This is a genomic window from Agrobacterium sp. 6Ca8 (assembly GCF_055382765.1).
The window spans coordinates 1,697,186-1,717,292 of sequence record NZ_AP026433.1 but is presented as its reverse complement, the minus strand read 5'-3'; the positions used below and the strand labels follow the sequence as shown (position 1 = coordinate 1,717,292).

General features: G+C 59.1%; 18 protein-coding genes and 1 other RNA gene. 11 read left to right on the top strand and 8 right to left on the bottom strand.

All coding sequences use genetic code 11. From position 1 onward, the window contains the following. The first annotated feature begins 90 nt into the window (after positions 1–90). Positions 91–3,801: an AsmA family protein gene (locus ACZ5A6_RS08670; RefSeq protein WP_174061067.1), complete on the top strand. Its 3,711-nt coding sequence runs from the start codon at positions 91–93 to the stop codon at positions 3,799–3,801. A gap of 120 nt (positions 3,802–3,921) precedes the next feature. Here ACZ5A6_RS08670 and ACZ5A6_RS08665 read toward each other — a convergent pair whose 3' ends face one another. The 5 genes from ACZ5A6_RS08665 to ssrA all read right to left on the bottom strand — a co-directional run bounded on the left by ACZ5A6_RS08665 (position 3,922) and on the right by ssrA (position 6,174). Beyond that, positions 3,922–4,251, bottom strand: a complete 330-nt coding sequence (locus ACZ5A6_RS08665; protein WP_141193292.1) for a hypothetical protein — start codon at positions 4,249–4,251, stop codon at positions 3,922–3,924. Between the two features lie 234 nt (positions 4,252–4,485). Next, positions 4,486–4,695 carry a ribbon-helix-helix domain-containing protein gene (locus ACZ5A6_RS08660; RefSeq protein WP_003513131.1) on the bottom strand — a complete coding sequence of 70 codons (210 nt, stop codon included), beginning with the start codon at positions 4,693–4,695 and terminating at the stop codon, positions 4,486–4,488. A 116-nt stretch (positions 4,696–4,811) separates the two neighbouring features. Next, complete coding sequence (locus ACZ5A6_RS08655) at positions 4,812–5,015, bottom strand: DUF4169 family protein (RefSeq protein WP_038491548.1); 204 nt, start codon at positions 5,013–5,015, stop codon at positions 4,812–4,814. Positions 5,016–5,059: 44 nt separating this feature from the next. Further along, positions 5,060–5,572, bottom strand: a complete 513-nt coding sequence (locus ACZ5A6_RS08650) for an SspB family protein (protein WP_141193291.1) — start codon at positions 5,570–5,572, stop codon at positions 5,060–5,062. Between the two features lie 229 nt (positions 5,573–5,801). Further along, positions 5,802–6,174: a transfer-messenger RNA gene (gene ssrA, locus ACZ5A6_RS08645) on the bottom strand. A 141-nt stretch (positions 6,175–6,315) separates the two neighbouring features. Here ssrA and ACZ5A6_RS08640 point away from each other — a divergent pair. From ACZ5A6_RS08640 to ACZ5A6_RS08610, 7 genes are all read left to right on the top strand, one after another. Next, on the top strand, positions 6,316–6,624 hold the full coding sequence (locus tag ACZ5A6_RS08640; protein ID WP_003513125.1) for a DUF2853 family protein: 309 nt from the start codon (positions 6,316–6,318) through the stop codon (positions 6,622–6,624). A gap of 93 nt (positions 6,625–6,717) precedes the next feature. Beyond that, the gene (locus ACZ5A6_RS08635) at positions 6,718–7,512 is read left to right on the top strand and encodes a thymidylate synthase (RefSeq protein WP_013636479.1); all 795 of its coding nucleotides are present in this window, start codon (positions 6,718–6,720) and stop codon (positions 7,510–7,512) included. Beyond that, on the top strand, positions 7,509–8,036 hold the full coding sequence (locus ACZ5A6_RS08630; RefSeq protein ID WP_019565314.1) for a dihydrofolate reductase: 528 nt from the start codon (positions 7,509–7,511) through the stop codon (positions 8,034–8,036). The genes ACZ5A6_RS08635 and ACZ5A6_RS08630 overlap by 4 nt, the downstream gene beginning before the upstream one ends. Positions 8,037–8,179: 143 nt before the next feature. Further along, positions 8,180–9,301, top strand: a complete 1,122-nt coding sequence (gene hflK / locus ACZ5A6_RS08625) for an FtsH protease activity modulator HflK (protein WP_003513120.1) — start codon at positions 8,180–8,182, stop codon at positions 9,299–9,301. Between the two features lies 1 nt (position 9,302). Further along, on the top strand, positions 9,303–10,226 hold the full coding sequence (hflC, locus tag ACZ5A6_RS08620; RefSeq protein ID WP_003513118.1) for a protease modulator HflC: 924 nt from the start codon (positions 9,303–9,305) through the stop codon (positions 10,224–10,226). 261 nt (positions 10,227–10,487) lie between these two features. Then, positions 10,488–12,032, top strand: coding sequence for a Do family serine endopeptidase (locus ACZ5A6_RS08615; protein ID WP_174061068.1), 1,545 nt, complete (start codon positions 10,488–10,490; stop codon positions 12,030–12,032). Positions 12,033–12,121: 89 nt separating this feature from the next. Further along, complete coding sequence (locus tag ACZ5A6_RS08610; protein ID WP_080798197.1) at positions 12,122–12,871, top strand: SDR family oxidoreductase; 750 nt, start codon at positions 12,122–12,124, stop codon at positions 12,869–12,871. Positions 12,872–12,895: 24 nt separating this feature from the next. Here ACZ5A6_RS08610 and ACZ5A6_RS08605 read toward each other — a convergent pair whose 3' ends face one another. Both ACZ5A6_RS08605 and serB read right to left on the bottom strand, forming a co-directional pair. Continuing rightward, entirely contained in the window at positions 12,896–13,468 is a 573-nt protein-coding gene (locus tag ACZ5A6_RS08605; protein ID WP_174061069.1) for a GNAT family N-acetyltransferase, read from the bottom strand. Further along, positions 13,465–14,355 (bottom strand): phosphoserine phosphatase SerB, encoded by an 891-nt coding sequence (serB, locus tag ACZ5A6_RS08600; protein WP_065659214.1) that lies wholly within the window; start codon positions 14,353–14,355, stop codon positions 13,465–13,467. The genes ACZ5A6_RS08605 and serB overlap by 4 nt, the downstream gene beginning before the upstream one ends. Between serB and miaA the strand changes: the two genes are divergently transcribed. Continuing rightward, positions 14,354–15,250 (top strand): tRNA (adenosine(37)-N6)-dimethylallyltransferase MiaA, encoded by an 897-nt coding sequence (miaA, locus tag ACZ5A6_RS08595; protein ID WP_174061070.1) that lies wholly within the window; start codon positions 14,354–14,356, stop codon positions 15,248–15,250. The genes serB and miaA overlap by 2 nt on opposite strands. A gap of 8 nt (positions 15,251–15,258) precedes the next feature. On the opposite strand, the gene ACZ5A6_RS08590 is transcribed toward miaA, so the two are convergent. Then, the gene (locus ACZ5A6_RS08590; protein ID WP_081626695.1) at positions 15,259–17,265 is read right to left on the bottom strand and encodes an ATP-binding protein; all 2,007 of its coding nucleotides are present in this window, start codon (positions 17,263–17,265) and stop codon (positions 15,259–15,261) included. Positions 17,266–17,646: 381 nt separating this feature from the next. Here ACZ5A6_RS08590 and ACZ5A6_RS08585 point away from each other — a divergent pair, with 381 nt between their 5' ends. Both ACZ5A6_RS08585 and ilvN read left to right on the top strand, forming a co-directional pair. Beyond that, positions 17,647–19,440, top strand: coding sequence for an acetolactate synthase 3 large subunit (locus tag ACZ5A6_RS08585; protein ID WP_013636474.1), 1,794 nt, complete (start codon positions 17,647–17,649; stop codon positions 19,438–19,440). Positions 19,441–19,459: 19 nt separating this feature from the next. Further along, positions 19,460–20,032: an acetolactate synthase small subunit gene (ilvN, locus tag ACZ5A6_RS08580; RefSeq protein WP_003513099.1), complete on the top strand. Its 573-nt coding sequence runs from the start codon at positions 19,460–19,462 to the stop codon at positions 20,030–20,032. Positions 20,033–20,107: the final 75 nt, after the last annotated feature.

Sequence of the window (20,107 nt, the reverse complement as noted above, 5' to 3'; positions counted from 1 at the left end):
CATTCTCACAATTGATTGGTACAAAAGGCTGCTTGCCGTTAAGGCAAATAAGAATAGGTTTGCAGCGTTCGCGAAGGGAGAAGCAGTTCAGTGCTCGGGCGTATTCTGGTTTTTCTGGGCGGACTGCTGGCCGTGGTGCTGTTTTCAGCGCTGCTCATTCCCTATTTCGTTGACTGGACGGATTTCCGCCGCGATTTCGAAGATCAGGCAAGCCGCATTCTGGGCAAGAAGGTGGTGGTGCACGGTCGCGTCGAAGCCCGGCTTCTCCCTTTCCCTTCGGTGACGCTGCATGACGTGCGCGCCGGAACGGATGCGGACGGATCGCCGCTCATTCAGGTGGCGCGTTTTTCCATGGATGCCGAGCTGGCGCCTTTCCTTTCCGGTGAAGCGCGTATCTTCGACATGCGCATCGAGGAACCCAAGGCAAAGATCCGGCTTTTGAAAGACGGCACTCTGGACTGGATGCGCGGCAGCCGGGCGGAAATTCCAGCCCGCACCGTGGTTCTGGAAAGTGTGCAGATCGAAGGCGGGCAGATCGAATTCATCGATGAGCAATCCGGCCGCAACCGTGTTGTGACGGGTCTTAACGCCGACATGTCCGCCAATTCGCTGGCCGGACCATGGAAGGCGGAAGGGCGCGCTGCCGTTGACGGGCATCCAGGCTCGTTCTCGCTGTCCAGCAGTGAGCCGGATTATACCAACGGGCGCATGGGCCTGCGGATTCGCGTGGTGCCGGATGAACATCCGGTCGAGGTCGATCTGGACGGTGCGATTGCCGCGACTGCGGGAAAACCCGCCTATAGCGGTTCCTTCGCCTTCAGTTTCCGTGAAGACCAAAAACAGAAGCAGCAGGCCGGGCAATCGCTGTTCTCGTCGCCGCGCACCCGCGGCAGCTTCGAACTGACGAATGAAAGCGTGCGCATACCGAGCTACCGCATGGAGCTCGGCGGCAACGAAAATCCTTACGTCGTGACCGGCGAGGCAACGCTGGATACCGGGGCCAAGCCGGAATTCCTGCTGACGGCGGATGGCCAGCAGATTGACGTCAATCGTTTCGCACCGCCCGTCGTGCAGACCGGCAAGACCTCGCGGCAGCCCACCGCCTCCGTGCGCCAGCGCATCGAGGCATTTGCCGCCATGGTCGCCCGCATTCCGGTTCCGCCGGTGCCGGGCAAGGCCAGCATCAGCCTACCGGCGCTGGTTTCCGACGACACGACAATTCGTGACATCCGGCTGGACGTGCGCCCTGATGGCAGCGGCTGGCAGGTGGTTAACGCCGTGGCAACGCTGCCTGGCAGGACGCAGCTGGAAGCCAAAGGTTCCCTGACGCTGCTGGATGGTCCCGCTTTCAACGGCAATCTGCTCGTTGCCTCCAACCAGCCATCCGGGCTGGCAAACTGGCTTTCCGGTTCTGTCGATCCGGCGATCCGCCAGCTCAATGCAGCCGGTTTTTCCGCCGACGTCTCGCTGACCACGCTGAACCAGCGTTTCGACAATCTCGAGCTTGCCATTGGCGACGCCTCTCTGAAGGGGAAGCTGGAACGGCGCTCTGACGGCAAGGCCTCCAATCTTTCGATCGATCTTGCCGGTAACGAGATCGATCTCGACGCCCTGAAGGCGCTTGGTAGCCTGGCGCTCGGCGATCAGGTCGGAAGTTCTGTTCTCGACCATCGCATCGACGCCAAGTTCAAGGCCGACCGGTTCAACATGGCCGGTGTGACTGCAAATCATGTGGAAACCGCCTTCACCATGGCGGGCGGCGTTCTCTCGCTTGAAAAGATGACGGCTGGCGATATCGCCGGTGCCGAAGTCAAGGCGAAAGGGCAGTTGCAGGGGTCGTTGCTGAAATATGCGGGCAAGGGCACGGTGAACCTGCATGCGACAGACATGCAGCCGTTCTTCGCCATGCTGCAGCAGAAATTGCCTGGTCATCCGTTCCTCAGCCGTCTGGCGGCGAGTTCGCCGTGGTACGCCAATTCCGACCTTGCCATGGATGTTTCGGTCAACAGCGAAAATGGCGGCGCCAATGTCGCCGTTTCCGGCACAGTCAACGGCAGCCGTCTGTCTGCCGTGGCTAAGATGCCGGATTTCCTGTCCATCACCGATGATACGGCGATGTCGCTGGAAGGGGTTTTGAAAAACCAGTCGACGGCGATCCTGTTCGGGCAGGCAGGGCTTGATCCCCTGCCGTTCGATGCCGACGGCGAAGGGCTGCTTTCCGTGAAGCTCAACGGCACGCTCGGTTCTCCCGTCCAGACCGATATCCGTTTCTCGACGGAGCGCACGCATTTCTCGATGATCGGATCCTTTGCCGTTGCCGCCGCCAATTTCGGCGAGGGTAGTGCGGATCTGGCGCTCGAAAGCGCTGATATCGAGCCCTATCTCATCATGAACGCGGTTGGCCTGCCGCAGCTTGGTGGTGGCATGGCGCTGAAGGCGAACGGAAAAATGGCGGTGGATGCGCAGAAGATTGCGTTTTCCGCCCTCGGCGGGCAGGCGGGCGGCAACCCCTTCTCGGGCAGTCTGGCGTTCCAGCGCGCGGCCCCCCATTCCGTCACCGGTGATCTTGCCCTTCGGACCGTCGATCTTGCCTGGCTCGGAGATGCGATCTACGGACCGGTGATCGACCCGGAGACGGGCACGCTCAACGCCAAGCCGCTGGCCATGCCGGCTTTCCCGCAACTCAAGGCCGCGCTGTCGCTGAAAGCGGAGAGTTTCGAGGCCGGTCCCTTCGGCACGGTCACGGGTCTGTCGACCAAGGTCACGCATGATGATGGCAATCTCGCGCTTGATGATATCGCCGGCACCTTCATGGGCGGAAAGCTGACCGGGCGGCTTGCCATGTCCACAGGCGAGGGAGCGGGCATTTTCCGCACCAAGATTGCGGTGAACGACGCCAATCCCGAGTCGATATTGTGGGCGAATGCCAACGGCCCGGTCGCGACGGGCCGGGTGGCTATCGATCTGACCGCCGAATCGACGGGCAAAAGCGTTGGTGAAATTTTGAAATCGGCAGGTGGCTCGGGGGAAGTGCGCGCCAGCGGGCTTGTGCTCAAAGGGCTTAATCCCGGCGCCTTTCCGCCGATCCTGCAGGCGGCGGAAGGCTTGCAGCAGCCGATCGACGCGCCAAAGGTTCGGCCGCTGGTGGATCAGAGCCTGTGGCAGGGCGAAATACCGCTCGGCAACGTAGCCCTGCCATTCACCCTGAATGGCGGCGCGCTGCACTTCCAGAATTTGCGCGCCGGGATCGATCCAGTGACGCTTACCGGAGATGCGACGGTCGATATTGCAGCATCGACCGTTAATGGCGATCTCGATCTTATCTTCAATCCCGGCACCGAAGTGGTTGCTGGCGCCGAACCCTCGCTGCGTCTCAACTATAACGGTCCGCTCGCCGCACCGGCTTTGACGACCGATGTTTCGGCGCTCGGCAATTATCTGTCACTCCGGGCTTTTGAAAAGGAACGCCGTCGCGTCGAGGCCATGCAGGCCAGCGTTCTCGAAAAGCAGCGCCTGCGTCGTGAAACGGCGCTTTATCGTTCTCAGGCGGCTGAACGTCAGGCTGAAAAGGAACGGGTGGAGGCGGAAGCCAAGGCCAAGGCCGAAGAGGAGGCGCGCCTTAAGGCGGCGGCAGAGGAGCGTCTGCGGCAGGAAAAGGAACAGCAGGAGCGGTTGCAGCAACAGCAGCAGCAGCAGCAGCAACCTGTTCCCGAGCGGCAATCAACGCCGGCCCTGACGGTGCCTCCAACGGAAGATGCGATCAGGCAACTGGCGCCCGAAAACGCTCCGGCCAATCCGTAAGTTTGCTGCGACGACGGCGCGTTTTTGGGGAGAGGTTAGAGCCCGTGTCTCAGGGCGAATTTTGACGCGGTCCGGACAGCTGCCGCTTCGACCACTTTGCCAAAATTATCCGTTAGCCTGTTAAATCCAGGCTTCACGCTCGCCGAAGGGCGTGTCGGCATCAAAATTCTTGGTACCGATCCTGCTGCTTTCCCCCGACAGGCTGGACTTGTCCGCGCTGTTGCTTGAGGAAGCCGATTTGTCGGAGCTGTTTTCGAGTGCCTCGAGCTGCGCTTGCAGCGATGCAATAGTACTCTTCAGTTCTTCCTGTGCTTTCGCTTCGGAGGTCTGGGCGAGTTCTGACTGCTTTTCGGCAATCTGCGATTTCAGTTCGGCAACGCTTGAAGACGAGGTGGATGAAGAGGAGAGGACGGAAACAGCGATGCTCGTTCCCGAAGCGGCGGAAACCATGGGTCGCCTCGTGGCGTGCGGATGGAGGAAAAGCTTGAAATACAAATCTGGAAGCAAGGCTACGCAGTACTGAAGCGCCTTGCAGTACAAATTAGCGCGCTAATGTTTAATGAATGCTTTCACGACATTATGAGTTTTCGGCAAGAATGTTTGTATTCGGAGAATGGCTGGATATGAGCCGGCGCATATGCGCGCCGCTGCAGTATCATCTTTCGATGCCACCTTGCAGCAAGCTCACCTGCTCTTCAGCCAATTCAGAACATGGACCCGAAGGGATGAGGACAGATTGCTGTCGGCTGGCCGGTTGTCATCTATCTCCGCAAGCAGGGCGGCGAAACTGATCTTGCGCTTTTCGGCGATGATTTTCAGCTCGTCCCAGAAGGCATCCTCGAGTGAAATGCTGGTGCGGTGGCCGTGCAATGTCGTGGAGTGCTTGCGGATCATCAGATCAATCTCTCCGGCTGGTCCGGTTGGGAATCTGAATCATGTCGTGCCTGCAAGCCTCTGTTTAGCGGTGTTTTTTCCGGTCTTCCGAAAGCTTGCCCGGGCAGGCCGGCTCTTCAATCCCTGTCGGTCCTGTCATCGTCCTTTTCAAGCCGCCCCTGATCGAGCGCCTTTTCGGCTTTTTCGTTTAGGGCCGATGTGAGGTTTTTTTCCGCTTTGGTGCGACCGAAATACAGGCGGTTCTGATCCGCCTGTTTTTCTTTTTCGCTACGGGCTTTCTGCTTCCGGAACTGACGCAGATTGACGATATCGGCGGCCATGCGGATATGTCTCCTTGAGCTTCGCGCGGTCGGGCAAAAAGCCGTTATTGCTTCTTGCGGAAGGCATCCAGAGAAACGACAGAGCCTTCCTTCTTTTCCTCGCCGGACTTGGGTGTCTCGGACGTTGTAGCCGGCTTTGCCTCATGGGAAACGGGATAGGCGGTGATTTCGGCATCTTCCAGCTCTTCCTCGTCTGCCAGGGGCACATCGAACTCAAGCTCGAAATTGACGGAAGGATCGTAGAAACCTCTGATGGCGTTATAGGGAACAACCAGCTTTTCCGGCGTATCCGAGAAGGACAGGCCGATTTCGAAGCCGATCTCCGTCACCTTCAGGTCCCAGAACTGATGCTGGATGACGATGGTCATCTGCTCGGCATATTTGGACTTGAGGTGCTGCGAAATCCGCACACCGGGCGCGCCGGTCAGAAATGTTATGAAGAAATGGTGGTCGCCGGGCAGGCGGCCGGTTGCGGCCACTTCACCCAAAACTTTGCGAATAACGCCGCGAAGGGCATCCTGTGCGAGAATGTCGTAACGGATATGATCCTGCCCCATGCGGTCCTGTCTTTCCCTTATTCGAACGTCTTTTAAAGCGCTGCGCACCAAGTGCGCCAAGGACGCTGTAACACTTTGAATCTTTGCGTAATCCGCAAGCCGGGATCAATTTCGATCCTGGCGGCTACGCATTACCCAAGTATACGCAATGTCCTGAACGGCAGCAACGGAAAAGCCGATGCTGTGTGCAAGTCAGCTATCATATAACCAATTCAGGCAAAATGGAGAAGGTGGAGGTTTCTGTTGCCAGGTACCTCCGAACCCCGCCTCACGGGGCTAACCGTGAGGACTTTAGAGCGGAATTCCCGCACCGCCATTAGGCAGCGAGAGCGTATTCCTTAGCGTTGTTGTCATTTGCAACTACACTTGTGACCCGATAACGGCGGTATCATGCCGAGCAAAAGTTCGATCTTTACGCCCTTGTCGATCCTATTTCGCCCCCATCAAAAGCCGGCCTTCATCTTGAAAAGCCGCCGGTTTTTGGTGGAGGCGCCGGGTACCGCCCCCGGGTCCAATAGGTTTATTACACCGACCGTTTATCGCCATAGCCGGGTTGCCCCGGCAAGGTTCATATAGGCGTTTCCCTTGGCCGAGAAAAGGGGCCGATGACAATTCCATGAAAAGATTTCGTGTTTGCCGCCCACAATTTAGACAATTCTTGACGACGAGGGATTGCTGACACATTCTCCCTACAACCGGTCACCACAAGCAACACCGGGCCGGGGACACACGAAGGAGTGGACATGACTGACTATCTCGCAGATGTGAAGAAATACGACGCAGCGGCCGACGAAGCGATTGTCGGCAAGATCGTCAAACATCTCGGCATTGCCCTGCGCAACCGGGATTCATCGCTGGTGTCCGCTTCCGATCCGGAAGAGCTTGCACGTGTGAAGGCGAACTGGTGCGGCAAGAAGCTTGGCGTGACCGATGACAGCGCCGACAAGGCGATCGATGCAACCGCGAAGGCCATGGCCGCAGACCGCTCCAAGTCGCGTGTGACCTTTTATTATCTGGTGGCCAAGGAACTGGGCAAACTCCAGTCGCTCTGATTTTTTCGCGGGGATAAGCGACCCGCTGGTGATTGGTTCTGTCGCCCTGTGTTATTATATTCCCTTGATATCAGGGAATCGGCGGCAGAACACATGAAACAATATCTCGATCTTCTCCGGCATGTGATGGACACCGGCTCAGACCGCGGAGATCGCACCGGCACGGGCACGCGTTCGGTCTTCGGTTACCAGATGCGTTTCGATCTTGCGGAAGGTTTTCCGGTTCTCACCACCAAGAAGCTGCATCTGCGCTCCATCATCCATGAACTCCTGTGGTTCCTGAAGGGCGATACCAATATCGCCTATCTCAAGGAAAACGGCGTTTCCATATGGGACGAATGGGCCGATGAAAATGGTGATCTGGGTCCGGTTTACGGAGCACAGTGGCGTTCCTGGCCGGCGCCCGACGGCCGCCACATCGACCAGATCGCGCTTTTGATCGAGGCCCTCAAAACCAATCCCAATTCCCGCCGCCACATCGTTTCGGCCTGGAACCCGGCGCTGGTGGACGAGATGGCACTGCCGCCCTGCCATTGCCTGTTCCAGTTCTATGTTTCGGATGGAAAGCTGTCCTGCCAGCTTTACCAGCGCTCGGCCGATATTTTCCTCGGCGTGCCTTTCAATATTGCTTCCTACGCGCTTCTGACGTTGATGGTGGCGCAGGTCACGGGGCTGAAGCCCGGCGATTTCGTCCATACGCTTGGTGACGCGCATATCTACGCCAACCATTTCGAGCAGGCGAAATTGCAGATGACGCGGACCCCCAAGGCCCTGCCGACGATGCGCCTCAACCCGGATGTACGAGACCTCTTCTCCTTTAAGTTCGAAGACTTTACGCTGGAGAACTACGAGGCGGATTCAACCATCAAGGCACCGATCGCGGTATGAGCGAGCCGCGCATCACCATCATCGTCGCGGTGTCGGAAAACGGCGTTATCGGCCGCGATCTCGATATGCCTTGGAAGCTTTCCACTGACCTCAAGCGCTTCAAGGCGATGACGATGGGCAAACCGCTCATCATGGGCAGGAAGACATTTCTCTCGGTGGGCGAGCGTCCTTTGCCGGGCCGGCCGCACATCATCGTCAGCCGAAATGCCGATTACAGGCCTGATGGCGTGGATGTCGTGTCATCGCTTGAAGATGCCCTCGCGCTTGGCAAAAGCAAGGCTGCGGAACTGGGTGTGGACGAGGTTTTCGTGGCCGGTGGCGGGGAAATCTACCGTCAGGCCATGCCGTTTGCCGATCAACTTTCCGTCACCCATGTGGCCGTAAAGCTTGATGGCGACACTTTTTTTCCGGAAATCGATCCCGCCGTCTTTGAAAAAATCGAGGAAAATGCCGTTCCCGCCGGGGAAAAGGACAATTATCCGGTTCTGTTCACCACTTATTTGCGCAGAGCCGCGTCAAAGTGAACTATTTACCCTGATTGGGTATTTAGTTACCACCTCTGCGTTGAAACGCACGCTTCTCCTTCTTATAACGGGTCCATATTCCCGCCGCACGCGAGCAATCGCTTTCGAACGGGATCGGGAGAGGCTTTTATAAAGAGGTATTGATGCCCTGGAGCAATCAGAATGGCGGCGGCGGCCCTTGGGGCGGCGGCGGTGGTGGCGGAAACAACCAGGGCGGCGGTGGCGGCCCATGGGGGCAGGGACCTAACCGGCCTCGCGGCGGTGGCGGCGGCAATGGCGGCCCGCCCGATCTGGAAGAGATCATCCGGCGCAGCCAGGACCGCTTCAAGAATGTCCTGCCGGGCGGTTTCAATGGCGGCGCGATTGCGATCGTCGCTCTCGTCGTTCTGGTTTTCCTCGGCATTCAGTCCATCTACACCGTCCAGCCGGACGAGCGCGGCGTGGAGCTGCGTTTCGGGCGTCCGAAGGATGAGATTTCGATGCCCGGCCTGCATTTCCATCTGTGGCCGATCGAGACGGTTGAAATCGTCAAGGTGACCGAACAGCAGCAGAATATCGGTTCGCGCGCTTCGTCTTCCTCCGCGAACGGCGTGATGCTGACCGGTGACCAGAACATCGTCAACGTGCAGTTCTCGGTGCTCTATACGGTTTCCGATCCGAAATCCTACCTGTTTAACGTCGACAGCCCGGCTGAGACCTTGCAGCAGGTTTCCGAAAGCGCGATGCGCGAAATCGTCGGCCGCCGTCCCGCACAGGACATTTTCCGTGATAACCGTCAGGCGATTGCGGCGGATGTGCGCACCATCATCCAGTCCACCATGGACGGATACGGGGCCGGCATCTCCATCAATGCTGTCGCCATCGAAGACGCGGCGCCGCCGCGCGAAGTGGCCGACGCCTTCGACGAAGTGCAGCGTGCCGAGCAGGACGAGGACCGCTTCGTGCAGGAAGCCAACCAGTACGCCAACCAGAAGCTGGGTGCCGCACGTGGTCAGGCAGCACAGATCATCGAAGAGGCGAACGCCTACAAATCTCGTGTCGTTAACGAGGCAGAGGGTGAGGCACAGCGCTTCATCTCCATCTACGATCAATATCGCACGGCACCTGACGTGACCCGCCAGCGCATGTTCCTGGAAACGATGGAACAGGTCCTGAAGGGTTCCAACAAGGTCATCATCGACGAAAAACAGGGTGTGGTGCCTTATCTGCCTCTGAACGAGATCATGCGCGGCAATCCGGGCGCGGCACAGCAGGGAGGCAACTGATATGAGCAACCGTCTTACGGCCGTTCTCGTCGGTCTCGCCGCCGTGCTTTTCCTGGCCTATTCGTCGATCTTCGTCGTCACCGAGCGCCAGCAGGCCATCGTTGTGCGCTTCGGTCAGATCCAGGACGTGAAAACGGCGCCGGGCCTCTACTTCAAGCTGCCCTTCGCCTTCATGGATGCCGATCGGGTGCAATATATCGAGAACCGGGCGCTGCGCTTCGATCACGACAACATCCGTGTTCAGGTTTCCGGCGGCAAGTTCTACGAGGTTGATGCCTTTGTGGTCTATCGCATCACGGATGCCCGCCGCTTCCGGCAGACGGTCTCCGGTGACCAGATGTCGGCGGAATCGCGTCTACGCACTCGTCTCGACGCGTCGTTGCGCCGGGTCTACGGTCTTCGCGGCTTCGAATCGGCGCTTTCGGATGCGCGTGCATCGATGATGCAGGAAGTACGTGACGATCTGCGCCCCGATGCGGAATCGCTTGGCGTCAGCATCGTGGATGTCCGTATCCGCCGCACCGATCTCACGCAGGAAGTCTCGCAGCAGACCTTCGAGCGTATGAAGTCGGAACGTCTGGCCGAAGCCGAACTGATCCGCGCCCGCGGTAACGAGGCGGCACAGCGTCGTCGCGCTATTGCCGACCGTCAGGTCGTGGAATTCGAATCCGATGCCCAGCGTCAGTCCGAAGTCCTGCGCGGTGAAGGCGATGCGGAGCGTAACCGGGTCTTCGGCGAAGCCTTCCAGCGCGACCCGAGCTTCTTCGAGTTCTATCGTTCCATGGCGGCCTATTCCAGCGCGCTGTCTGGAACCGGCACGACGCTGGTCCTGTCTCCCGACTCGACCTTCTTCCGTTATTTCAACGACATCAACGGTGCTCCATCCACGGCTCCGGCCGCACCTGCCGCACCGCCGGCAAATTGATAACGGATCGAATGATTTTGGAGGGGCCGGTTTTAACCGGCCCTTTCTTTTTGAGTGAATGGCTGGGTGGCAGCAAAACGAAAAGGGGCAAAATCCTGTTGTCTCGCGCCCGGAAAGGGATATCCGTTTTCGCGCCGATGCTGTAGGCAGTGAGCAAGGCAGCCGGTGCTGTTCACGAAAAGGTATTTTTACACTTCATCATTCCGCCTTATGCTTTGACGATATATGCAGGGAATGACGATTTGAAACGCGAGGACGCTTATGGCCGTGACCCTTCTTTCGCCTTTTCGCAGCAGCATTGCCGCAGTCGCGGGCTTCGCACTTGTGGCGGGTAGCCTTTCGGCACCGGTTGCGGCATGGGCGCAGAGCCATGGGCCGGCATCGGTCGCCGATCTTGCCGCGCCGCTTCTTGATGCGGTGGTGAATATTTCGACGTCGCAGAACGTCAAGACCGAAGGCAAAGGGCCTGTGCCGCCGAAACTGCCGGAAGGTTCGCCTTTCCAGGAGTTCTTCAAGGATTATTTCGACAACCAGAAACCGGAAGGCGGCGACAAGGTCAGTTCGCTGGGATCCGGCTTCGTTATCGATCCGGCTGGCTACATCGTCACCAACAATCACGTCATTGAGGGCGCAGACGCCATCGAGGTGATTTTCCCGAATGGTTCGAAGCTGAAGGCAACGCTGGTCGGCACTGATACCAAGACCGATCTTTCCGTTTTGAAGGTAGAGCCGAAGGCTCCGCTGAAGGCAGTCAAGTTCGGCGATTCGCGCAGCATGCGCATCGGTGACTGGGTCATGGCCGTTGGCAATCCCTTCGGCCTCGGTGGATCGCTGACTGTCGGCGTCGTTTCCGCGCGCGGGCGCAACATCAATGCCGGCCCCTATGACAACTTCATCCAGACGGATGCGGCAATCAACAAGGGTAATTCCGGCGGTCCGCTCTTCAACATGAAGGGTGAGGTGATCGGCATCAATACGGCGATCATTTCGCCGAGCGGCGGTTCGATCGGTATCGGTTTCGCGGTTCCGACGGAACTCGCCCAGAATATCGTTGAGCAGCTCATCCAATTCGGCGAAACCCGCCGTGGCTGGCTCGGCGTGCGCGTCCAGCCGGTTACCGACGACGTGGCCGCAAGCCTTGGCATGGAAGCGGGAAAGGGTGCCTTGATTTCCGGCGTGGCCAAGGGTGGCCCGGTGGAAAACGGCCCGATCCAGGCCGGCGATATCGTGCTGAAATTCGACGGCAAGGATATTCACGAGATGCGTGACCTCTTGAGGATCGTGGCGGAAAGCCCGGTCGGCAAGGAAGTCGATGTCGTGGTCTTCCGTGACGGAAAGGAAGAGACCGTCAAGGTAAAGCTTGGCCAGTTGCAGGATGCGCCCGATGAAAAGGCCGCAACCGACGATCCGCAGGCCGAGGACGGTGACGGCGGCATGGTCGTGCCTGATGACAAGGGCGGTTCCGACGATCAGGCGCAGGACCAGACGCCGGAGGTGCGCGAAGCGCCGCAGCGCGTGCTCGGCATGAACCTCGTAGTGCTGAGCAACGAGTTGCGGACGGAGAAGGGCATTGCCGAAAGCGTCGAAGGCGTGCTTGTCGCTAGCGTCGATCAGGGTTCGCCTGCCGAACAGAAGGGCATGAAGGCGGGTGATGTCATCGTCGAGGTTGGACAGGACTTCATGGAGGTTCCGGGCGACGTGCTTGTGCGTGTCAACGGCCTGAAATCCGAGGGTCGCAAGAATGCGCATATGATGGTTGCCGATGCACAGGGCAATCTGCGCGTCGTGGCGCTGCCGCTGGAGTAAAGCTTCTTTCGCCCGGTTCGGCAGGAATCGGGTGGCTGTGGTTCGGCTTGCTCTCTATTCCTCGGTCTCCGCCAAAGGAGGCCAAGGATATGAAATTATTAGAAAACAAGGTTGCGATCATCACTGGCGCGTCATCCGGCATCGGCCGGGCGACGGCAAGGCTGTTTGCCGAACAGGGCGCGGCCGTCATTATCAACGCGCGTGGTGCCGAGGCACTCGAGGATGTGGCTTCCGCCATTCGCCAGGCCGGCGGTCGCGTTCACCCTGTCGTGGGTGACGTCACAGTTGCGGAAACCCATGCCCGTCTGACGGATGCGGCCATGACCGTCTTTGGCGGTCTCGATATCGCCGTCAACAATGCCGGTGCCGTTGGAGCAACAAAACCGCTTGCGGAGATTTCGGTAGAGGAATGGGATCACGTGATCACCGCCAACCTCACTTCCGCATTTCTCGGCGTGCGCAGCCAGATCCCTGCGATGTTGAAGCGGGGAGGCGGTTCGGTCGTCTTCATCTCCAGCTTCGTCGGCACCAGCGCCGGCATACCCGGCATGGCAGCCTATGGCACCGCCAAGGCGGCGCTGATGGGGCTGGTGAAGGGCATTACTGCCGACTACGCCTTCAAGGGAGTTCGCGCCAATGCGCTGCTTCCCGGCGGAGTCGATACGCCGATGGCGGGAGATGCGGCCCAGAAGGAGTGGGCTGCGGGGCTGCATGCGATGAAGCGCATTGCGGAACCGGAAGAACTGGCGCAGGCCGCCCTTTTCCTCTCCAGCCCGATGTCGAGCTTTGTTGCCGGATCGGCCCTGTTTGCCGACGGCGGAAATGCGGCGGTGAAGTAATTGCCTAACTGGCGGGCGAGGGCGCTACTGCGCCCGTCGTTCCCGCCACTCCGCGAGCGTCAGCGCATAGGTCACATGCGGGCGCAGATGCGGATGGGTGTCTTTCGGGACGCGCGGATGGTCGAAGTCTCGTGACGGGTCACGCTTGAGGCCGATACGTTCCATCACCCGCGTCGAACGCTGGTTGTCATGGACGGCAAAGGAGACGATTTCCGGCGTTTCCTTTTCGTCAAAAGCCATGACGAGCAGCGATTGCGCGGCCTCGGTGACATAGCCGTGACCCCAGAAACGGGTGGCGAGCCGCCAGCCGATTTCCATGGTTCCGAGCGGGAAGGGCGGATCGAGGTTCATGACCGGCGATATGCCGCAAAATCCCATAACCTCACCGGTTTCGCGCAGTTCCATGGCGTAGAAGCCGTAACCGCTGCCGCGGATCATGCCATTGATGGTTTCGAGAACCGCATCCGCTTCCGCATGGCTGCGGCGGAAGGGAAAAAATTCCATGACCTTTTCGTCGGCGTTGATTTCGCGGAACAGATTGCGGTCGCTCTCCTTCCACTCGCGCAGAATGAGCCTTGATGTTTCGCGGATGATCATGGAACGACAAAATCCGTCTTGCGGTAACCCTGAATGTAAAGGAGTGCGGTCAGGTCGCCATGGTCGATGCGCATCTGCGCCTCGGCGGCGACGGCGGGCTTGGCGTGCAGGGCAACGCCCGCGCCAGCCAGATGCAGCATGCCGAGATCGTTGGCGCCATCGCCGACCGCCATTGCCTCGTCCGGCGAGATGCCGAGCTTTGCGGCGATATCGTTCAGCGCATCCACCTTGGCCTGTTTGCCGAGGATCGGTTCGGCAACGGTGCCATCCAACTGGCCATCGGCCTCGCCGAGAAGATTGGCGCGGTTCTCGTCAAACCCCAGCATCGCCGCCACCCGGCCGGTGAAGACCGTGAAACCGCCAGAAACGAGGGCGGTATAGTAGCCTTTCGCCTTCATGGTGGCGATCAGCTCCTTGCCGCCTGATGTCAGCGTGATGCGCTTTTCGATGACGTCATCGATGACGGAGACCGGCAGGCCCTTCAGCAGCGCCACGCGCTCGCGGAGCGCCGGCTCAAAAGCGATTTCGCCATTCATGGCGCGAGCGGTAATCGTGGAAACCTTGTCCTTCAATCCTACTTCGGCGGCCAGCTCGTCGATGCATTCCTGACCGATCATGGTCGAATCCATATCGGCGATCAGAAGCTTCTTGCGGCGCTTGTCCTGTTCCTGAACGACGATATCGATCGGCTGGCCCGAAAGCACGCCGGCAATCGCGTCACGTGCCTGTTCGGCATCGGTGCCGGAGGGCAGGGCAATATCGCAGGCGATGCCATCGGCCAGCCAGTAGAGACCGGATGCGTTTACGGCATTGGCGGCCGCTTCGCCGAGGGCCGGTGTCAGAACAGGATTTGACGGATTGGCGATAAGCGTGGCAACGAAAGCCATGATGAAAAACCTTGATGAGAATTTTGATGCGATCCTGATAACCGGCCCGACGGCAAGCGGCAAGTCCGCGCTTGCGCTTCGTATGGCGCGGGAGCGGAACGGTGTCGTGATCAATGCCGACAGCATGCAGGTTTATGACACGCTGCGGGTGCTGACCGCTCGGCCATCCGAGGAAGAAATGGCAGGCGTGCCACATCTGCTATACGGCCATGTGCCGGCAAGCAGTTCCTATTCAACGGGTGAATGGCTGCGGGACATTTCCGCCCTGCTTGTGGAATTGCGCAGGCAGCAGCGTTTTCCGGTCATCGTTGGCGGTACGGGGCTTTATTTCAAGGCACTGACGGGCGGCTTGTCCGATATGCCCGACATTCCTGACGACATACGCGAGAGGCTGCGCGCCCGGCTGATCGAAGAGGGGTCAACGGTCCTGCACGCGGAACTGTCGCGGTGCGATCCCTTGATGGCACAGGGGCTTCAGCCGGGGGACGGCCAGCGGATCGTTCGGGCGCTGGAAGTCATGGAGGCGACCGGAAAGTCGATCATGGAGTTCCAAAAAGCCAGTGGTCCGATGATAGTTGATCTGGACCGAGCGGAGAAATTCGTGGTCCTGCCGGAACGGCCCGTGCTGCACGACCGCATCAATCGGCGGTTCGAAACCATGATGGAGAGTGGTGCTGTGGAAGAGGTGAAAGCTCTTCTCGCCCTGAACCTTGCGCCTGACGCCACAGCGATGAAGGCGATCGGCGTTTCCCAGATCGCCGATATGCTGGCTGGCGGTATGAGTGAGGCAGAGGTCATCGAAAAATCGGCGGCCGCGACCCGCCAATATGCCAAGCGGCAGATGACCTGGTTCCGCAACCAGATGGGGCCGGACTGGGCACGTATCCAGCCGTAAGGGCGCGCTCAGTCCTTGCGGTAAAGGCTGCCTAGCGGCTTTTTCATCAGGCTCTCCCGCAGCGAAGGACGTGTCTCTGATGGAGGCGGGCCACTCTGTGCCTGCATCTGGAAGCCGACTTTGCGCAATTCGTTGACAGCGCTGGTATCCGTTGCCGTTGCGGGCGACTGTGGCGCGAGGGTTGTGCGTCCGGGCAGCATGTCGGGGCGGTAGGGTTCGTATCCTTCTGTCGCCGCCGTCCCCAGTTCGCGTTTCCAGCGATCGACGTCGTCCGCTTCCCTGGGAGCTGACATCGGTTCCTGCATATCGGAGAAGGCCGCTTCGACGCTTTGCTGGAAGCCGGTGATGACCGGCTTGGCTACCGCGCGCATGCGGCTGACGATGGTGTTTAGATCCACCGTATCGGGCGTTTCGTGGGGCGTATGGCTGACTGCGCCGTTCGCCTTCGGCAATTTTGCCGTGGAGACGCGGTCGAAGCGCATGCGCATCGGTACGCCCACCGCCTCGCCAAAGGCGATTGCCTCGCCATTGCCGATGGACGAGAGGAAACTGGTGGTCGAGGTTGAGGCGTTCGGTACGGCGGACAGAATGATCTTCTGGTCGATCTCGTTCGTCAGCCGCATGGCAAAAACGGTCGAGCATTGTGACAGGATGGTCTGGTCCAGCTCACTCGGACGCTGGCTGATGACGCCAAGCGAAATACCGTATTTGCGGCCTTCCTTGGCGATCTGCGCGATCGCCTGCCGGGTCGGGAAAAATCCGCGCTCAGGGTCTGCCGGAACATAACGGTGCGCTTCTTCGCAGACGACAAGCATATGAAGCGAGCCGCGCGCCAGCACCGCGAGTTCGAAGGACATACGGCAAAGGACGGAGACGACCGAGTTCACCACTTCCGAGGGGATACCGGACAGCTGGAAAACCGAAATCGGCTTGCCTTCTCCTGGAATACGGAAGATATGCGCCACCGTTTCCAGAATGGTGTCGCTGATCGTATTGCTGGAGAACATGAAGTTATAGCGCGTATCGTTGATGGCCGAGAGGATGCGGCCCTTGAGGGATCGCAGTGTCGGCTTTTCGCCGCGCCCTTCCAGCCGCCCGATGCGCTCGTCGATGAGGGCGAGAATATCGGCCATGCGGTAAGGCACCGGCGTGTCGGGCGTGATCGCGCTCTTGTCGGACGTGCGGCGAACGGCGGAGCCATCTGTGCCGCGAAATGCCTTTTTCGCTTCCGGAATGATGTCGCGAAGGACGTCCATCTCTTCCGGTACGGGCTTGCGTCCGCGGAAAATCACTTCCGCGAATTCTTCAAGGCGCATCAGCCAGAAGGGAAGGTCGAGCGTGTCGGTGTCGATGACGACAGAATGATCAGGAAAGGCGGCCGCAAATTCATTGTGCGGATCGAGAATGAGGACACGCAGCTTCGGGTCCGTCTCGATCGCCTTGTTCAGAAGAAGGGAGACGGCGGTGGTTTTGCCCACGCCCGTCGAGCCGACGACGGCGAAATGTTTCGCCAGCATCTGCTGGATGTTGATGGCCGCGCCAATCGTGTCGTCCTGCGTCAGCTTACCAATGACGCATGTGTCTCGCTTGCCGCTGTCATAGATCTTGGAAAGGTCTCCCGTGCGGATGCGATGCGCAACCGCGCCCAGGTAGGGGTAACGGGAAATGCCGGTGGAAAAACGTTCGCTGCCATCTTCGGTGCGGTAGACTTCTCCAACGAGTTCCACGTCGATCAGCAGCCGGTTCGGCTTGTCCGACGACCAGTGTTCTTCGCCCGTGCGCATGGCATATACCAGTGCGGCGACACGGCTCGTTCCCATTTCGATCGAGATCAGGCGTCCGACGGACCAGAGCTGCGCGACATCGGTTGAGCCGATTTCCGTTTCTGCGGCGATTGTCGCATGGGCGCCATCACAGGCGATGACGCGGCCGAGCATGCGGTTAGCCGGCTGCTGGCCGGATCGCCGTTCGGTTTCGTCCATGCGGGACGCTCTATGAAACTCGTCACTATTCACGTCTTATCCCGGTACATGCGGATGATCGCGGTGGTTCGGGCATTATCTGCATCTTTGATTGTAAAAGATTATATTTAACAACCTGTGTATCTGTTGCGTTCGAAAATTTCGTCCATGGCGCCTTACGGGTAATAAAAGAAGCGGACGCCGATTTTTTCCGCAATATGCGTTGACGACTGGCGCTTTTCTGGCTAACACTCCGGCCCATGAAAAATCTTAACGTACTTATCGTGGTGGGACGGCGCATGGGCAGGATGGTGTAACCATCCGGCGAAAGCACCCATGCGCTGAACGAGGCTCCTCTAGGGGCCTTTTTTTATGTCTTCAAACAGGCCCTCGGGCTCCTCGATATCCAAAGCCAAAGCGGGATGGAAACAGGCAATGACGGATAAGGATAATACGGAAAACAGCAATAGCATGACAGGTGCGGAGATTGTTCTGAAGGCGCTGAAGGACAACGGCGTCGAGCACATCTTCGGTTATCCCGGTGGTGCCGTGCTTCCGATCTACGACGAGATTTTCCAGCAGGAAGACATTCAGCATATTCTCGTGCGTCACGAGCAGGGTGCCGGCCATGCTGCCGAAGGTTATGCCCGCTCCACCGGTAAGGTCGGTGTCATGCTCGTTACCTCCGGCCCCGGCGCCACCAATGCGGTCACCCCGCTGCAGGATGCGCTGATGGATTCCATTCCGCTCGTCTGCCTTTCCGGCCAGGTTCCGACATCGCTGATCGGCTCCGACGCATTTCAGGAATGCGATACCGTCGGCATTACGCGCCCCTGCACCAAGCACAACTGGCTGGTAAAGGACGTCAACGAACTGGCGGGCATCATCCATGAGGCCTTCCGCATCGCACAGACCGGTCGTCCCGGCCCCGTCGTCGTCGATATTCCGAAGGACATCCAGTTCGCCACCGGCACCTATACGCCGCCTTCCGCTGCCATTCAGCAGAAGAGCTACAAGCCGAAGGTTCAGGGCGATCTCAACGCCATTCACGCGGCCATCGAATTGATGTCTAAGGCAAAGAAGCCGGTTTTCTACACCGGTGGCGGCGTCATCAACTCCGGCCCGGAAGCGACACGGCTGCTGCGCGAACTGGTAGAGCTGACCGGTTTCCCGATCACCTCGACGCTGATGGGTCTCGGCGCCTATCCGGCTTCCGGCAAGAACTGGCTCGGCATGCTGGGCATGCACGGTTCATACGAAGCCAATATGACAATGCATGATTGCGACGTGCTGGTCTGCATCGGCGCGCGTTTCGACGACCGTATTACCGGGCGCCTGAATGCGTTTTCGCCGAACTCCAAGAAGATTCACGTCGATATCGATCCGTCCTCGATCAACAAGACCGTGCGCGTCGACGTTCCGATCATTGGCGACGTCAGCCATGTTCTGGAAGATATGGTTCGCCTGTGGCGCGCTTTGCCCAAGAAGCCGGAAAAAGCGCAGACCGCGGACTGGTGGCTGCAGATCGAGCGCTGGCGCGCCCGCAACTCCTTTGCCTACAAGAATTCCAACGATGTCATCATGCCGCAATATGCATTGCAGCGTCTTTACGAGGCATCGAAGGGGCGCGAGACCTTCATCACCACCGAAGTTGGCCAGCACCAGATGTGGGCGGCGCAGTTCTTCGGCTTCGAGGAGCCGAACCACTGGATGACCTCGGGCGGTCTCGGTACCATGGGATACGGCCTGCCGGCAGCTATCGGCGTTCAGGTCGCGCATCCGGAAGCGCTGGTTATCGACATTGCCGGTGATGCCTCGATCCAGATGTGCATTCAGGAAATGTCCTGCGCCATCCAGTACGGTCTGCCGGTGAAGATTTTCATCCTCAACAACCAGTATATGGGCATGGTGCGGCAGTGGCAGCAGTTGCTGCACGGCAACCGCCTGTCCAACTCCTATACCGAAGCCATGCCTGACTTCGTCAAACTGGCGGAAGCCTATGGCGCGGTTGGCATGTATTGCGACGATCCGAAGGAACTGGACGACAAGATCGCCGAGATGATTGCGGTCAACAGGCCGGTCATCTTCGATTGCCGCGTTGCCAATCTCGCCAATTGCTTCCCGATGATCCCATCTGGTAAAGCCCATAACGAGATGCTGTTGCCGGACGAGGCGACGGATGAAGCTGTTGCCAACGCCATCGATGCCAAGGGCCGTCAGCTAGTCTGAGCCGGGAGAGGAAAAGGACATGAACGCACACCTACAACCCACCGGCTCCGCCTATTTCATCCAGAAAGAAACGGCTGCCGTCGAAAATCACACGCTGTCGGTTCTCGTCAGCAACGAGCCGGGCGTTCTCGCCCGGGTCATAGGCCTGTTTTCCGGCCGGGGTTACAACATCGAAAGCCTGACGGTTTCGGAAACCGAGCATGAGGCGCATCTGTCGCGTATCACGATCGTGACGCGCGGCACACCGATCGTGCTGGAGCAGATCAAGGCGCAGCTGGAACGCATCGTTCCTGTGCACCGGGTGCTCGATCTCACCGTTCGCGCCCGCGAACTCGGGCAGGAACGGCCGATCGAGCGTGAAGTAGCGCTGATCAAGGTCGCCGGTTCGGGTGAAGCCCGCGCCGAGACGCTTCGTCTTGCGGATGCGTTTCAGGCCAAGGTGGTGGACGCGACAGTCGAGCATTTCATCTTCGAAATCACCGGCAAGTCGTCCAAGATCGACCAGTTCGTGGCCATCATCAAACCGCTCGGCCTGATCGAGATCTGCCGCACGGGTATCGCAGCGATGAACCGCGGTTCGCAGGGGATGTGATCCTCCGCCTTTCGAATATCCTTGTAATACCAAGCCCGCGGTTCGCCGCGGGTTTTTTTATGGGCTGCGCTCCGG

Excerpts from the sequence above, each read along its gene's own strand:
- ACZ5A6_RS08665 (WP_141193292.1), bottom strand. The coding sequence starts at position 4,251 with ATGGTTTCCGCCGCTTCGGGAACGAGCATCGCTGTTTCCGTCCTCTCC.
- ACZ5A6_RS08660 (WP_003513131.1), bottom strand. The coding sequence starts at position 4,695 with ATGATCCGCAAGCACTCCACGACATTGCACGGCCACCGCACCAGCATT.
- ACZ5A6_RS08655 (WP_038491548.1), bottom strand. The coding sequence starts at position 5,015 with ATGGCCGCCGATATCGTCAATCTGCGTCAGTTCCGGAAGCAGAAAGCC.
- ACZ5A6_RS08650 (WP_141193291.1), bottom strand. The coding sequence starts at position 5,572 with ATGGGGCAGGATCATATCCGTTACGACATTCTCGCACAGGATGCCCTT.
- ACZ5A6_RS08640 (WP_003513125.1), top strand. The coding sequence starts at position 6,316 with ATGACTGACTATCTCGCAGATGTGAAGAAATACGACGCAGCGGCCGAC.
- ACZ5A6_RS08635 (WP_013636479.1), top strand. The coding sequence starts at position 6,718 with ATGAAACAATATCTCGATCTTCTCCGGCATGTGATGGACACCGGCTCA.
- ACZ5A6_RS08630 (WP_019565314.1), top strand. The coding sequence starts at position 7,509 with ATGAGCGAGCCGCGCATCACCATCATCGTCGCGGTGTCGGAAAACGGC.
- hflK (WP_003513120.1), top strand. The coding sequence starts at position 8,180 with ATGCCCTGGAGCAATCAGAATGGCGGCGGCGGCCCTTGGGGCGGCGGC.
- hflC (WP_003513118.1), top strand. The coding sequence starts at position 9,303 with ATGAGCAACCGTCTTACGGCCGTTCTCGTCGGTCTCGCCGCCGTGCTT.
- ACZ5A6_RS08615 (WP_174061068.1), top strand. The coding sequence starts at position 10,488 with ATGGCCGTGACCCTTCTTTCGCCTTTTCGCAGCAGCATTGCCGCAGTC.
- ACZ5A6_RS08610 (WP_080798197.1), top strand. The coding sequence starts at position 12,122 with ATGAAATTATTAGAAAACAAGGTTGCGATCATCACTGGCGCGTCATCC.
- ACZ5A6_RS08605 (WP_174061069.1), bottom strand. The coding sequence starts at position 13,468 with ATGATCATCCGCGAAACATCAAGGCTCATTCTGCGCGAGTGGAAGGAG.
- miaA (WP_174061070.1), top strand. The coding sequence starts at position 14,354 with ATGATGAAAAACCTTGATGAGAATTTTGATGCGATCCTGATAACCGGC.
- serB (WP_065659214.1), bottom strand. The coding sequence starts at position 14,355 with ATGGCTTTCGTTGCCACGCTTATCGCCAATCCGTCAAATCCTGTTCTG.
- ACZ5A6_RS08585 (WP_013636474.1), top strand. The coding sequence starts at position 17,647 with ATGACGGATAAGGATAATACGGAAAACAGCAATAGCATGACAGGTGCG.
- ilvN (WP_003513099.1), top strand. The coding sequence starts at position 19,460 with ATGAACGCACACCTACAACCCACCGGCTCCGCCTATTTCATCCAGAAA.